The 14,248-nt window shown below is 48.5% G+C and carries 13 protein-coding genes; 7 read left to right on the plus strand and 6 right to left on the minus strand.

The genetic code is table 11. From position 1 onward, the window contains the following. Positions 1-57: 57 nt before the first annotated feature. Positions 58-2,730: an ATP-dependent helicase gene (locus tag Pyrde_RS08475; protein ID WP_082419578.1), complete on the minus strand. Its 2,673-nt coding sequence runs from the start codon at positions 2,728-2,730 to the stop codon at positions 58-60. A 132-nt stretch (positions 2,731-2,862) separates the two neighbouring features. Here Pyrde_RS08475 and Pyrde_RS10475 point away from each other — a divergent pair, with 132 nt between their 5' ends. The 4 genes from Pyrde_RS10475 (at position 2,863) to Pyrde_RS08490 (ending at position 4,810) form a co-directional block, all read left to right on the plus strand. Continuing rightward, on the plus strand, positions 2,863-3,066 hold the full coding sequence (locus Pyrde_RS10475) for a ribbon-helix-helix domain-containing protein (RefSeq protein ID WP_231656722.1): 204 nt from the start codon (positions 2,863-2,865) through the stop codon (positions 3,064-3,066). Beyond that, positions 3,014-3,331 carry a PolB1-binding protein PBP2 family protein gene (locus Pyrde_RS08480; protein ID WP_082419579.1) on the plus strand — a complete coding sequence of 106 codons (318 nt, stop codon included), beginning with the start codon at positions 3,014-3,016 and terminating at the stop codon, positions 3,329-3,331. The genes Pyrde_RS10475 and Pyrde_RS08480 overlap by 53 nt, the downstream gene beginning before the upstream one ends. Positions 3,332-3,418: 87 nt before the next feature. Further along, positions 3,419-4,045, plus strand: coding sequence for a CRISPR-associated protein Cas4 (gene cas4, locus Pyrde_RS08485; RefSeq protein WP_055409905.1), 627 nt, complete (start codon positions 3,419-3,421; stop codon positions 4,043-4,045). A 33-nt stretch (positions 4,046-4,078) separates the two neighbouring features. Next, a complete protein-coding gene (locus tag Pyrde_RS08490; RefSeq protein ID WP_055410913.1) occupies positions 4,079-4,810 on the plus strand; it encodes a CehA/McbA family metallohydrolase in 732 nt (243 codons plus the stop codon). On the opposite strand, the gene Pyrde_RS08495 is transcribed toward Pyrde_RS08490, so the two are convergent. Then, on the minus strand, positions 4,807-5,937 hold the full coding sequence (locus Pyrde_RS08495; protein WP_156328041.1) for a tryptophan--tRNA ligase: 1,131 nt from the start codon (positions 5,935-5,937) through the stop codon (positions 4,807-4,809). The two genes, Pyrde_RS08490 and Pyrde_RS08495, sit on opposite strands and share 4 nt — an antisense overlap. A gap of 131 nt (positions 5,938-6,068) precedes the next feature. Between Pyrde_RS08495 and Pyrde_RS08500 the strand changes: the two genes are divergently transcribed. After that, on the plus strand, positions 6,069-6,998 hold the full coding sequence (locus Pyrde_RS08500) for a DNA double-strand break repair nuclease NurA (RefSeq protein WP_055409907.1): 930 nt from the start codon (positions 6,069-6,071) through the stop codon (positions 6,996-6,998). A gap of 192 nt (positions 6,999-7,190) precedes the next feature. Here Pyrde_RS08500 and Pyrde_RS08505 read toward each other — a convergent pair whose 3' ends face one another. Continuing rightward, complete coding sequence (locus Pyrde_RS08505; RefSeq protein ID WP_055409908.1) at positions 7,191-7,802, minus strand: PNPOx family protein; 612 nt, start codon at positions 7,800-7,802, stop codon at positions 7,191-7,193. A gap of 22 nt (positions 7,803-7,824) precedes the next feature. Here Pyrde_RS08505 and Pyrde_RS08510 point away from each other — a divergent pair, with 22 nt between their 5' ends. After that, positions 7,825-8,550 carry a 6-hydroxymethylpterin diphosphokinase MptE-like protein gene (locus Pyrde_RS08510; protein ID WP_055409910.1) on the plus strand — a complete coding sequence of 242 codons (726 nt, stop codon included), beginning with the start codon at positions 7,825-7,827 and terminating at the stop codon, positions 8,548-8,550. 93 nt (positions 8,551-8,643) lie between these two features. After that, positions 8,644-9,594, plus strand: coding sequence for a GHMP family kinase ATP-binding protein (locus Pyrde_RS08515; protein ID WP_055409912.1), 951 nt, complete (start codon positions 8,644-8,646; stop codon positions 9,592-9,594). Between the two features lie 26 nt (positions 9,595-9,620). On the opposite strand, the gene Pyrde_RS08520 is transcribed toward Pyrde_RS08515, so the two are convergent. The 3 genes from Pyrde_RS08520 to Pyrde_RS08530 all read right to left on the minus strand — a co-directional run bounded on the left by Pyrde_RS08520 (position 9,621) and on the right by Pyrde_RS08530 (position 14,248). After that, positions 9,621-12,284, minus strand: coding sequence for a tRNA(Met) cytidine acetyltransferase TmcA (locus tag Pyrde_RS08520; protein ID WP_082419584.1), 2,664 nt, complete (start codon positions 12,282-12,284; stop codon positions 9,621-9,623). Positions 12,285-12,419: 135 nt separating this feature from the next. Next, positions 12,420-13,712: a histidine--tRNA ligase gene (gene hisS, locus Pyrde_RS08525; RefSeq protein ID WP_055409914.1), complete on the minus strand. Its 1,293-nt coding sequence runs from the start codon at positions 13,710-13,712 to the stop codon at positions 12,420-12,422. Continuing rightward, complete coding sequence (locus Pyrde_RS08530) at positions 13,709-14,248, minus strand: hypothetical protein (RefSeq protein ID WP_055409916.1); 540 nt, start codon at positions 14,246-14,248, stop codon at positions 13,709-13,711. Before Pyrde_RS08530 ends, hisS begins: the two co-directional genes overlap by 4 nt.

Genomic DNA, 14,248 nt, shown 5'->3' on the forward strand with positions numbered 1-14,248 from the left:
CGGGATCGAGCCGAGGAGTCCCTACTGGTGACGAAGTGGTCCTTCGCCGAGCCCCTCTTACTCTCCACCGATGGCAGCCATACTATCTCCGCTAGCCTGCTTCATACGCTCTGCAAGAAGTGCCATGACTCTATTGTGTAGCTCTAGCAGCATCTTCTTACGGTCCTCCATCAATACTATGTCGCTGTAGCCGCGTACCACTATATGATGTGCAAATGGGCTTGGCACGTTAGTAGGGCCAAAGAAGCTAACACTAACCTCTCCGGAATGTATCCACTCTAGCACAAGCTTAGCATTCTCTATGTCCATGTAATCCTCTAGTATCTCTCGATAGGCTTCCTTTAGCAGTGGGAAGCCTGGTATACGCTCCACAGCCTCGAGCAGTGCCTGGGCATTTAACTGGAGAGTGTGCGGATCACGGGTTCGGCTACGGTAACGGCGTAGAAGCATGAAGCCTCGCTCGGCGCAATGCCTAAACCGCCTCTTTAGCAGCTCAGTATTTCGGAGAACTCTCCTCAGAATGTCCTCAATATTGTCTGGCTTCACGCTATAAACGAGCCGGCTTAGGTCTATATCATTGCGTATGCCTGGCACAGTGAGCATGAATGCGTTATCGGTCACAGTTATCCTTACATTAGAGCCAGCCATGGTTGATAACTTGTACGCATAGGCTCTCGAGAGTGCATCATTCACTCTCCTGCCAAACAACGTGTGGAATATGATTGACGTGGTCTCCTCCTCGGTGTCCTGGTACAGTTCTACGAGTACCAGCTTATCGCTGGGCACGAGGCCTCCAGTGAAAAGGAACTGCTCAAGCACGTAGTCGTAGATGTTCTCTGCAGCGTGGTGTTCGAGATTATACTGTGAGGCAATTATATCTACTACTTTGCTCTTTGGTAGGTTTTGACGTATCATTTCTGCTATCCATCTGCGGAACGCTCCGACTAGCAATGCTGAGTCAAATGCTAAAGGTAGCATCTCAGAGAACCAGCTAGGCACAGTCGGTCTCTGACCCTCGGCAGGCCTTACATAAACCTTCATGCCCTCTGAACGTACAAACTCATAGGTTCTACCGCCCAGGACGAATATGTCACCGGGTCCTAGTATCTGTACAAAGGCCTCCTCGAGGTCGCCCACGTATCTACCGTCGAGTGTGTATACACGTATCTTGACCTCATCAGGTATAGTGCCGCTATTTAGATAGTATATCATACGTGAACCGCGACGCCTACCGAAGACTCTCTCGTTTTCATCAAGCCAGATCTTCGCGTAGACTCGGTGCTCCTCGAGCCCATACCTGCCTGCTAGGAACCGGAGTACCGACATAAAGTCGTCGAAGGACAATGTGTGGAATGTATAACTCCGCTTTACAAGCCTATAAGCCTCCTCTATGCTCCACTTCTTCTCTATAGCCATACCGACTATATGTTGGGCTAGTACATCAAGAGGATTGCGTGGAATGTGAACGCGGTCAATCTTCCTCTCCATCCCAGCTTTTGCAAGGACAGTACACTCTACAAGGTCGTCTCTATCAACTACTATTATACGGCCCTTACTCACCTGGCGAATATGATGCCCTGCTCTACCTATCCTCTGCAGCATACGTGAGACGCTCTTAGGACTGCTAAGCAAGACTACTAGGTCAATATAACCTATATCTATGCCGAGCTCGAGGCTAGTAGAAGATACGACGACTTTCAGCTCACCACGTTTCAGCTTCTCCTCGACCGCGAGCCTCACGTCGCGGCTAAGACTGCTGTGATGGGCCTCTATCTCGTCCATATCAGCTATTCCTTCCTCCTTAAGTATCTTCTTCAGCTTGTAGACAACTCTCTCGGTCGCGCTGCGAGTGTTGGTAAATATCAACGTGGTGCGATGCTCGCGGATAAGCTTGGCTAGAAGCTTGTAAATAGCTTCATTGACGACCTCTGCTGGTGTATGTATCAGATCCTTTACTGGACATAGTACCCTAATATCCACGGGTTTCGCGAACCTGGCATCGACTATCATGCATTTACGAGGTTCGCCGTTATCGTTAAAGCCTACAAGAAACTTGGCAACTTCTTCAAGAGGCGCTATTGTAGCTGAAAGTCCTATACGCTGAAGACTACCCCCTACAAGGTAGTCGAGCCTCTCAATAGATAAGCTTAGATGAGAGCCACGCTTGCTCGATGCCAGTTCATGGATTTCATCTATTATTATCCACCTAGTCGTGGCAAGTCTTTCGCGGAACTTTGGTGCAGCTAACGATATTGCAAGGCTCTCCGGTGTCGTTATCAGTATGTGAGGCGGATTACGAGTCATCTTCTGCTTCTCTGAGGGAGGTGTATCGCTTGTACGGACTGCTACCCTTATCTCAGGGAGTGTGAGCCCCATCTCTTTTGCAGTCTTTCTTATACCTTCCAAGGGTTGGAGGAGGTTGCGCCACATATCATTATTGAGGGCTCGGAGAGGAGAGACGTAGACAGCGTATATCTGGTTCTCTAGCCTGCCCTCCTCGGCAAGCTTAAACAGCTCATCTATTATCCCAAGGAATACTGCGAGGGTTTTACCCGTCCCGGTTGGCGAGGAAACAAGTACATTGTACCCTTTCTTTATCAATGGTATTGCACAGCGTTGTGGGAGCGTAAAGCTGCCATACCTCTGGCGGAACCATTTAGCTACGTAGGGGCGTAGTAGATTGTAGACCTCCTCGTCGCCTGGACAGTTGCTAACTCGTGTAATTGTCAATACCCGTTACACCCGTTCCCGTCGCTGCACCTACTGGCTCCTAGCCCCAAGGGTAGTACGGGGGTAGTACACCCCTAGGGCTTAATTTTGAGACTGTATGCTCCTCCTATAGCATACGGTCTGGGGGATAGATTGCCTCAAACAGTCATAGTGACGTTTAAGGCGCCAGCGGAACTAGTGGAGAGGTTAGATGAACTCGTCCGTACCGGCGTGTTTAGGAACCGTAGTGAGGCACTACGCCACGCTCTAGTGATACTGATTAACCGTTACCGGGGTGAGGCTTTTGCCAGCGAAGTTCTCGGAGGAGGAAATAAAGACGCTCTACAAGCTACGTGAGCTAATAGTGAGGTTTAGCTCGGACGAAATAAAAGTATTCAGCTATGTATGGGACAATATATCCGTGGGCGAGATAATATTTGAACGTGACCTAAACCAGATATATGGGGTCCGGAAACCCATCCTAGTAGCAGTATCGCTTAGAGAGAAGGGGGTAATCGAGCGTGGTGAGGGCTGCTATAACCTAGCACGGTGGCTCCGTCCACTGAGAAAGAAGATAGGCAATTTCCAGGACCTCCGCCTTATACTAGACCGGCTACCCTAACCACGGCAGGCTCTATGAACCTAACTCCTCTGGGCTTGTGCTGTGCAATTAACCAAAGCTGTGCACTTGTTTGAGGGGTAGCAAAGCATGAGTATTGTTAACGAGTTATACCGGATTAAGCAACGTGACTTCAGCGAAAAACTAAGGGAGCTAACAGATCCCCGGATAATCTATGTCACCGACTTGGTTTCGTGTAGCCATAAGCGTAGTATGAGACTCTCATTCCCCCTCCTAAGCTTCAAGTTCGAGCCACCGCTAGTACTCGGCGATCTTGTACATGCGGGTCTAGGTTCCCTGCTTGCAGAAAACGGGTGGGAGGCAGAGGTACAGATAGAGAAGAGCTACATTATCGATGGGAAGGAGTACATACTTAAAGGGCGTGCAGACCTAGTAAGGCGTGGTAAAAATGGTAAGCCGGAGATAGTAGTCGAGATAAAGACTAGCCGCGATCTCCCAGAAAATAATCCGCGTGAGCATCACGTAATGCAGCTGCGAATCTACATGCAGCTGCTCGGTGCTAACCGTGGATATCTTCTATATGTGACGCCTGAGAGACTTGTAGAATTCGAGATAGAGCCGGCAGAGATGGATATAGAGGGGTTGATCAGGGAGACGATATACGATCTTCAGACGCCGCGCTACGAGTGGGAGTGTCGGTACTGCAGCTTTAGGAAGATATGCCCCTATGCAAGAACAAACAAACGAACACCATAGCGATATTATTCCCGGGAATGGTGGTTGAAGACAATGCCGTTTCAGAAGCTGCGAGGAGACCTACATATACATAGTACTTTTAGCGATGGACGTAATAGTCCTGAAGAGATACTGTTAAAGGCGCTTGAGAAAGAACTAGATGTGATATCTATTACAGATCACGATACCTTTTCGGGTTCAATTAGGGCTCTAAAAGCTGTCAAAAGCATGCAGCTCGATATAGTGGTTATTATCGGTGCTGAGATACGTACAACTGCGGGGGATATACTAGTATATTGCAGTGATGTACCTCTTGAGGTGGTTCCACGCGATCCCTTAGAACTGGCGGATACAGCTCACGAGCACGGCTGTATAGTTGCTCCAGCGCACCCGTTCGATACGAGGAGGAAGGGTATAGGCAGGCTAGTATACGATGGAAAGTGGGACGCAATAGAGGTTTACAATGCCTATAGTGACCCTTTATCTAACCGTCGGGCTGAGCAAGTAGCACGTGAACTAGGAGTCCCAGGCCTAGCTAATAGTGACGCGCATGTGGCAGACGCTATTGGCGCTGCTTACAACATCATAGAGGTCAGTAGTAGAGATGATGAAGCTGTGCTCAAGGCGATAAAGGATGGAAGAGTAACGCCGATCCACGGAAGACCAAGCTTCTCTGCCGTAGCATCAACGCTAGCATGGAGCATTGAACGTAGGATAAGGAGGAGAAAGGGACCTAGCAGGCTAGACTACATAGAAGAAGAGGGCTATGGCGAGCCGGAGTTTTAGAACTCAGGAGGCTCAACGTACTCGAGTACTCTATCCCTCGCCTTCTCGAGCCTCTTCTGGTGTTCTTCTAGGAACTTTGCGAGCAGCTCGGCAGCATACTGCTTATCGGGGCCGCAGAGTAGGCTTCCCTGCTTACACTCGTTGTAAATCCTAACTAACTCTCTATCATCCCGTAGCAGATGGTAGACATAGAACTCGTATATCGTACACTTCTCGGGGATTCCTCCCAGCCTACGCTGCTCCTCGACAGTAGCTCTTCCGCCAGTTAATGCACGCTTAAGCTTGCGAACAGCAACATCTACCGGGTCTGTTAGGAATATCGTATAGTCTGGCCTAGAGCTACTCATCTTGTTCCCGTCAAGACCGGTCTGGAACCTGTGATAGGTGGACGCTGGCCTCCTTAGCCCTAGCTCGTTCTCAAACCGGTCTGCTATGTCACGTGTGAACCTAATATGAGGGTCTTGGTCGGCTCCGACAGGTACTAGTACGTACTTGAATCCACCGAAGTACTCTAGTTGTGGATGCAGTATATCGGCTGCCTGTGTTAGTGCTGCTACGACTTTACCTGGCTCTAGATCACCATAGATAGCTTCCATTTCAGCCATTGTTATCTTGCGTGAGAACATCTGTATCAATCGGTAGTATGGCTTCTCATAGTTAGTCTGGAAGTATATATGGGTATGTTTGTTCTTCTCAAGTCCTAGCGCTATGAGATTAGCCACATACTCGTACAGTCCTATTTCTATTACTTTCTTCCGGTCTAGCTTCCGGACAGCATATGCTTCCGCATCAGCTATCACTATGAATACCTCGAAGCCCAGCTTCTGGTAGTAGATTATCTGGTCGGCCACCATCTTGTGGCCAAAGTGGAACTTACCACTTGGCATAAAGCCCGTTACGAGCGCTATACGCTCTCCAGACTTATACGCGTCGAGGATGGTTTCGTAGTCTCTGTGTCCAAAGATAACGCCACGCTTCATAAGATGTAGGGGCTCACCGAATACCTGGCTTACACGTGGTAGAAGCTCCTGGAACGGCTTTATACCGAAGTAGCGGAACAATTTGTCATACTCTAGCTTGACTGCCGAAGCCCACGGGTCTAGCTTGTAAGACTTCTCTCCCTCCACAATAACTCCCACCCAGGAGGCTTCGCAACTGCCAGCATTACTCCGGCGGCAAACTGCATATAGGGCTTTATTATTAAAGCATAATGGTGTTTCTAGGCTCTCTCAAGAACTCTCGTCAAGGTGACTGGATTGTGGTCGATGTAATCGAGTTTAACGACGTATGGGATGCTGTGGACAAGATTGCTGACAGACTACCCTTCGTAAGCGGGAAGCTTAGAAGCCTTGTTGAGGAGCGCGTAGGGATAAAGAAGCTTGAGATACAAGCAAGCTCTCCTGACCCGGTATACGCGGTGGATTCTGCTTTTCCTAGCTCACCGTTAGACCTTGTGGGTATGTCAATGAGTATTATAGCAGTAGCGGTAGTCATGTATTCTCACGGCAAGACTAATGTTAAACGCTCTAGGAAAATGCTGGTAGAATTCCTTGGAGAATTAGACCAGGACTATGTGGCAGCGTTGGCAAGAATAGAAGAGCGTAGGCATGCATTAAGTGTGGTCGACAATGCTGAGATGCTAGTGATTGACGGAGAGATACTGCCGCGACGTGGCAGCTCAGATCTCTGGCCTAGTGTAGAGCAGCTTAGCATTATGCTGGTAAAGGAGGCTATACGCAGAGGTATACCCTTGGTTGGTGTACTTAAGCGGAGTTACTCCAGGCACATAGCCAACATCATTAATGTGTCACTGAGCGACAAAGCTATTGCATCACTCGTGCTTCGGCGTGGAGAATACATTGAGGTAAAACATAATCAAGGGCAACTGGCCAAGCTAGGCTGTAAGATAGTCTTCTACAAGCCTCTACGCGGGCTAGCCGAGGCAGTAAAACTAGAGATCTGCAGCAGAGCGGTGCCAGTCGAAGATGTAGTCGCTGTCCTAGCTAGAGAAGCCGGCCCAACTGGACTCCCATGGCTAATAGACCTAGTTGACTCCATAGTGAAGAAAGAGGTTGTTCACATAAATGCTGTGCATGGTCTGCTTCTTGCCAGGCTAGCCCGTGCCAGGAGGCATAGCCTCGTATACCATGCTAACCCTCAGGAGAAGAGTCGTACCAGGCTTCTATGAGGATGCATATCGTTAGGACAGTGGAGGTGAATATGGGCGTGTTTGCCCCCGACCCCCAGCCGTGCGGGTCCGCCGCTCATCCCCGAGGAGGGCTACTAGCCCCCTTCGGGGCTGTTGCGGCGGCAAGCTCCGCCGGGACAGCCAGGACTATGTATACCCGGCGGGCTCGTATAAGCTTCGCCGCCTAGAGTGCTAGACGTCTTCTATATTGCTCGGCGCTATACAGCCGGTCAGAAAAGCGTAGTCGATAGCTGACTTAGCCACGGTGGCCGCAACTCTATGCACCTCAGGGCTCCACGTGCTATGCATTATACAATCATAGGACGATAAGACTGTGTATACAAGCTGTCGAATTCTAGTGCAGGGTGGCCGTATTATTCTATTCTTGGCCCAGTGGCGTAGCCTTGTAAAAGCTATTAGCAACTCTATGCTGCACCCCAGGCTCCTAGAGTATGTAAACCACCCCTTTCCCTCTAGTACGAGTATAGGCTCTAATACTAGTGTTAGAATGCCGCTAGGTCCCATGTAGCGTGATACGACCACCGCCTCGATACGTGGACCCTCGACTCTAGGGCATGGTGTATGAATAGACTTAGCAGGGACTAGTTCGACGGTATGTTCTAGCACTGCAGTATAGTAAGCAAGTGGGTTGTAGGGCTGAGCTAGGCACATCTCGTAAACGCTATAGCCCAGCTCGTGGATGCTCGTGCCTGGGTATAGCCTCACTACTAAATGATCTCCGTTACGTCTAATGCCGAGAGGAGTTACTATGGACGATCCCTGGGTGTTTAATACTGCCAGCATTTCGACGTATCGCTGCTCAGGAATGAAGTGGCTGCTATCACCGCTACTATTAGGCGAACTGGTTGACGCTATCCGCGGCTTCATGGGATATAGCCTCCGCGAGGACTGTAGAGCAGCCCGTATACTTGACTGGCTCCTCTACGAGGCGCGTCTCGAAGGAAGATATAGGAGTATCTGCGAAGTCTGCAACATTATTCGTGACACTCATGTATGTATTGCAGGGGGCTCGGAGAGCCTCGAGAAGCGGATAAGACTACTACATGAGTGTGAAAGAGTAATAGCCGTGGATGGTGCTGTAGCTCTACTATCAAGCTATGGAGTGAGACCTGACATAATAGTTACAGATCTGGATGGCTCGTGGTTCTACATACTAGAGGCCAGTAGGGCAGGGGCAGTGGTACTAGTGCATGCCCACGGTGACAACATAGCTGCGCTTCGCGCGGTTGTGCCCAGGATAGAACGTGTAGCTGGCACTGTACAGTGTATGGTGTCAGAATTAGCGTATATGGCCTCAGGATTTACTGACGGTGATAGGGCGTTTGGTCTAGCAGTGATGTGTGATGCCTCTAAGATATCGCTTTACGGCATGAATACCAGGGAGAGAGTTGGCTGGTGGTCTAAGCCGTGGTTGAAGAAAAGTATTCCTCCTTGGCCGGAGAAGGTACGTAAACTACACATAGCCGAAGGAATGATGCGGCTATTTACTGCCTATGCCCTCAAGAAGGGTATACCAGTGGAGGGCTTGTGATGAAGGAGTATTGTGCTGAGTCAAGTTTAGGTGATGACTCGGTTCTCGGCTGAAGACACGGAGCCCTAGCAGCGGTGTTGCTAGGTGGCTACATTGGCTAAGCCTACTATTGTCCGTGTTGAGACCGGAGCCCGTATACACTTGGGCTTTTACGGGCTCTGTAGTGAAGACAAAAGGATACTAGGAGGCCTAGGGTTAGCAGTAGACGGAATCGGTTATGTAGTAGAAGCTGGGATAGCTAGCAGCGATGAAATCGAAGGCTGCGACAGCGACAGAGCATACAAAGCACTCATAGAAGCAAAGAACAGGCTTGGCTTAAAACACCCAGTCAAAATACGTATAGAGAAATGTATACCAAGTCACGTGGGATTAGGGTCTACGACTCAGCTCACGCTAGCCCTATACACTGCTATAGCCATACTAAACGGCAAGAGCGTTGACGAGGCCGTAAAAGCAGCCAAGAGAGGACCGTATTCCGGAATAGGTGTAGGAGCATTCCTCCATGGAGGTTTCATAGTGGATGCAGGTGTAAGCGTAAATGCGGAGGCTAAGATTGCGCGCCCAGCTCTAAGGACGAAATTTCCCGAAGATTGGCGCGTTGTCGTGATAGTTCCTGAGACAAATTGGCGTATAAGCGAGGGTCAACAAGAGGACACCTTAATGCGCATACCGCAAGGCGGCATGGAGCTATGCTGCAGAGCCATGTATGCTCTTCTCCGCATGGTTGTACCCGGTATCGTGGAGCATGATTTCTTACTATTTGCGAAAGGAATCGAAGAGATACAGCGCTTGACTGGGATTTACTTCTCTGTAGCTCAGGGAGGACTGTTTTGTTGCCCTGAGTCCGAAAAGGCTGCTGAGAGTCTCCAGGAGCTGGGTGCACGGGGTGTAGGCCAGAGTAGTTGGGGGCCATTAGTGTACGGCTTCTTCTCCGATGAGGCCTCAGCTATGGCAGCACTTAGAGTACTTAGAGATAAACACGGTTATGATAATGTAATGGTTCTGAAGCCGCGCAATAAGGGAGCGGATATAAGCTATGAATAATACTACTAAGGATCAATAAATAGGCTCTAGTCATTGGCTCCGGAGCCTTTTGTCGTGACCAAGCCATCCTCGTTAGTTGAGGCTTCTCGGCTTCTCGATTGGCTCTCCGGCTCATCGCGGCCCTTCTTGGACTCTTTGGTTTTACGCAGTGTAATCGGCTTGACGAATAGTCTCCCCTTCTCTATGCGTTCTAATAGGATTGAAGACTCTATACCTATAGCAGACTCCGAGTCTAGTCCATAGTATATTTTGAGAACCTTTCTAGCGATGTCTTTAAGCGCTACCATTATGCTGTGGGGTCGTGTGCGTAGTTCTTCTGCTACAGCTTCCCAGCTCCTTCCCTGTAGCACTTTAGCCACTGCTATGTACTCCTCACGCTTAGATAGACTGAGTCCTTTAGTCTTGGGGTACATGAGCCAATAGGCTTTCACAACCTCGTGTATGACGTCAGCGACAGCCTCGTATGTCATAGGACCGTACGCGTATATCCAGAGACGGTCTACTTGTATTGGTGTGAGTCTTGGATAGTAGTCCTCAAACACTGGTTCACCGCTCTTCAGAATCTGTATTGCTACGTCTGTTTCTAGATCACGGTATGGGTCGTGAAGACTTTCGAGTACTTTTCTCCGAAACTCCTTATTTGCTATAGCTACTAGCTTCTTCATAGTCTCCTTGATGGGGTTTAGAACGAGTATTGTGTACTCGCCGCTGACGGGGTTTCTGTCTGGGGACATATGTACTGGTAGAAATCCGTTCTTAAGCCAGAACCTTAGGAGTTGCTCGTTAACGCCGAATCCACTTCCGACCCAATCGAGCCCCTCCTCCTCAGCTTCTTTCCAGACATGCTCTAGCGCGAATGAGCCTATGCCCTTGCCCTGAACGTTGGGGTGGGTTGCTATACGTACTATACGCCAGCCCCTTGCTCTACCAAACTCTCTAACACGTAGATGTTTAAGCATGCGATCGGGTATAATGTTGCCAGGCGTCTTACCACCACGTAGGAGTTCCTCAATCATCTCGTCGTCTAGGCCACCCTCGTTAGCTATCTGGAGGGCACAAACAATCTTCCCCGAGGGTAGTCGTACACCTCTCACAATATGATGCGGAGCATCTGCTAGTATTGCTAGGTCGTCTGGCTCGTTCCGATAGTGGGCTAGAACGTATATTCCGAAAAGCTGGCGAAGGGTCTCTTCTCCCTCTGGGCTGAAGAGCCAGTATGGATCGAACTTGACGTACTCTAGCTTGCCTTGCTTTATATCTTCTATATCTTTCTCGTCAAGGTCTGCTGGTTCTGCATCTAACAGTAGTGCGTCGAAAAGCCACTTCTCTATAGGGTCGTCTTGCGCATAGCGTATTGGTTCATGCATCTCTATTAGTATCAGTTCGGTCTTTGGATCGTTTTTGAGCAATGGTAGGAACCGTACGGAGAAGCCACGCCCGGCACCCTCGTAGCCGTGTATCGTTGTGGCGAATATCATTCGGCTGTGGCTACGCCATATACGGTGTAGTAGGGGTACATGCATTCCAGCGGCTTCATCGACTATTACTATGTCCGCCTTAAGCTTTGGTACGTGTATCGGCTCCCAGTACTCGATGCTGAAGCCCTCTCCGTGCAGCTCTAGTATGCGTTCACCGCGTTTGACTATACGGGTTTTTATCTCAAGTTTTTCAGCGGCCTTAAGTGCTAACGAGAAGAAGGACTGGACATTTGCCAGGTTTGGTGCTGTGACTACTATTCGTACTCTCCTCCGTTCACGGCGCAGCCTTAGTGCTAGGCCTATTGACGCTATTCCTACGGCTCCGGACTTTCCTCTGCCTCGGTCTGACGTGATTACTATGGCTTTCTTCTTTTTCTTAGCCTTCTCTAAGAGTGATTCAATGGTTTTAATGACATTTACCTGGTCTTGAGTAAGAGCTAGCTCGTAGAGTTCGCGTGGGAAGAGTGTCTTTTCTGGGATCTCTATTTTACTTTCTGTGGAACGGCGGAGGGGGTAGTCGTCAGCCTTTATGGTATCGCCCTCGTCTACATCATATATATAAATTCCATCATGTTCTATTAGTTTGCGCTTAAACCATCTTATGAATACGTGTCGCGGTTCTCTATAGCCCGGCACTACGAGATTTTGCTTAAATATAGTCATCCATTTATCCCATTTGATCCAAGGTGGTACCATGAATATGATTAGGCCGCTGCCTTCCACTATGCCGACAAGTCTGCCAACGTCATTAGGTTTCAGATCGTTAACAAGATCCATGACTAATAGCTTGAATGTTGTGCCGAGGAACCGGTCGCTTTCTTCATACCTAGCTATCGTTGGAGTTATCATGTTTGCTCTAGACTTTACGGTTCTCTTAACTATCTCTTTGCGTATCTTCGCATCCTTAAACTCGTCGTGAAATACGTATAGTAGTGGTAGCTCTTCCTTACCCTTTACCCTGCGATATACGCGTTCATAGAATAGTAGTGCTCTAGCAGCGGCAGCGCCTACCTTTACGGGGTCACTGCCTGTTATGACAAGCAATCGTCTATGCCTAGATACTATTGCACGCTCTATACCCTTGCTGAGCTTCCTTAGCAACTTGCTAAAGTTGGATGGTATATATTCTTTCAAGTTCTCTGCAACGCGTCTACCGATGTCCTCAATATCCTTCTTAGTAAGCTCCTCGTAGTCCACATCGATGTTGCTCAATATCCTTCTTCCCCACTAGGCTAGTCAGTTAATGAGAGAGGGTTATGTAGCTGGGTGTTTCCTCGTAAAATAGTCACCATAACTAGTGAGTCAAAGTTAATACCGAAGGTCACTAAGCCTATTGAGCCCAAATACTTACTTAAACTCTACATTGCTTAGTTCATCTAGACTTACTATATCCTGTCTTCGCTGCAATAGATCGCGTAGAACAACTTTCTCTTCTGCAGCCTCTTTTCTCCCTATTATAACAGCATAACGATAACCTTGTTTGGCTAACTTTGGTAGTATCTTCTGTAGCTTTGGGCTAACATACATTGATGTTGTTACTGTACTCTTTGCAGCGAGTATATCCTGCACTCTAGCTGCGTATCCTGCAAGCGCTTCATCAAGAACTATTATAGCTATAGGGACTTTATCTTCGTAAACTAGCTTAGGTGACAATCCTAGCTCTTGTATCGCTGCTAGTGTTCTGTCAAGGCCTATAGCAAACCCGGTCCCTGGCACCTTTTCCCCGCCATAGAGTTCAATTAGGTTATCATAGCGGCCGCCACCTGCTATGCTTACAGGGAAACCGGGAACCTTGACTTCGAATATTGTACCGGTATAGTATGCTAAGCCGCGTGCAAACGCTAAGTCTACATCGAGTCTTAGCTGGTTATTGTACTCTCTGAGCATCTTGATTAGCTTATTGAACTCTTCCAGTATGCCTGCCGCCTCCTCCGAAGCTTTTGCTACAATCTTCTTCGCTTCCTCGATATTGTTTCTAGCTCTGCTCCATAACTGCTCTAGCAGGTCGGCAAGCTCTGGACTGTCGGTCTCGAGTAGAACATTTATGGCCTCGTTGTAGAGATCCTTATCCATAAGGTGGAGTATGTGGTCCTGGATATCCTCGCTTATATTGTACTTTGAGAAGAGGTGACGGTAGAGCTTTGTAGTACCTATCTTTAAGACTATATGGTCAAGCATTTCTATGCGTTCATAGAACTTTACCAAGATTCTTATGACTTCAAAGTCTCCTAGGATCGATGGCTCGCCTAGAAGCTCAATGCCGGCTTGCCAGAACTCTCTATATCTCGCCTTCTGTGGCTCTTCATACCTGAAACAGTTGACAACATAATATAGCCTTAGTGGTTTCGGCTCGCCTCGTAGATGTTTGAGGTATATTCTTGCAATGCTTGCAGTGGCCTCTGGTCTTAGTGCAACTTCTCTTCCGGCTTTATCCTTGAATACATACATGGAGCGCCTTATCTCCTCGCCAGACTTTACAGCGAATAGCTGGAATCTCTCGAGTGTTGGCGGCTTAACTTCCCTATAACCATATGCCTCAGCTACTTCCGTAAAGATCTCTGCAAGCCTCGATAACGCTCTCGACTCGGGCGGAAGAATGTCCCTAAATCCTCGAAGAGGCTCTAGGACTATCTGCGTCAAGGCTCTGTACCACCCTCTCTTGGTAGCCTTGTTAAACCCGGTCTGAAGATTGAAGCTGTATAATATGTTATGTCACCGTATCGGTCAACTATGGCCAAAAGCGGTTCCCAGCCGTTCTTTGCTGCCTCCTCCACGAAGGAGTATAGTGTTACAAGCTTTACAGGTCTATTCTCTTCAAGTACCAGTATGTAATGTGTATACTTTGGTTCTCTCTTTCTACGTCTTAGTAGAATGGAATGAGGCCTTGGCCCAGGAACTGGAAGCCTACCACGCTTTCGTAGGTCAAGGTATACCTCAAACTCAACCCAGGCATAGGGGTTTAGCCGGCTGTATTTTTTAATCAAGTCTTCAAACGTGTAATTCTTGCCATCGTGGCCTATGACTGTAGCTACGCCGTTGTACAGCAGGTATAGAGCCTCGAGAGGATGAAGCCTATGTATACTTGCATATGGTAAATGTTTCAGCGCTTCATCTATGCCTTTTACTATCACAAGTTCCAAGGTCTTTTCGTCAACTATCTTCAACTCTATTGTCAA

It is taken from the genome of Pyrodictium delaneyi, assembly GCF_001412615.1.
In the GTDB taxonomy this organism is placed as follows: Archaea; Thermoproteota; Thermoprotei_A; order Sulfolobales; family Pyrodictiaceae; genus Pyrodictium; species Pyrodictium delaneyi.

What these genes read in the sequence shown, in the direction of transcription:
- cas4 (WP_055409905.1), top strand. Translation starts at nt 3,419, where the DNA reads ATGAGTATTGTTAACGAGTTATACCGGATTAAGCAACGTGACTTCAGC.
- Pyrde_RS08505 (WP_055409908.1), bottom strand. Translation starts at nt 7,802, where the DNA reads ATGCTGGCAGTATTAAACACCCAGGGATCGTCCATAGTAACTCCTCTC.
- Pyrde_RS08490 (WP_055410913.1), top strand. Translation starts at nt 4,079, where the DNA reads ATGCCGTTTCAGAAGCTGCGAGGAGACCTACATATACATAGTACTTTT.
- Pyrde_RS08510 (WP_055409910.1), top strand. Translation starts at nt 7,825, where the DNA reads ATGAAGTGGCTGCTATCACCGCTACTATTAGGCGAACTGGTTGACGCT.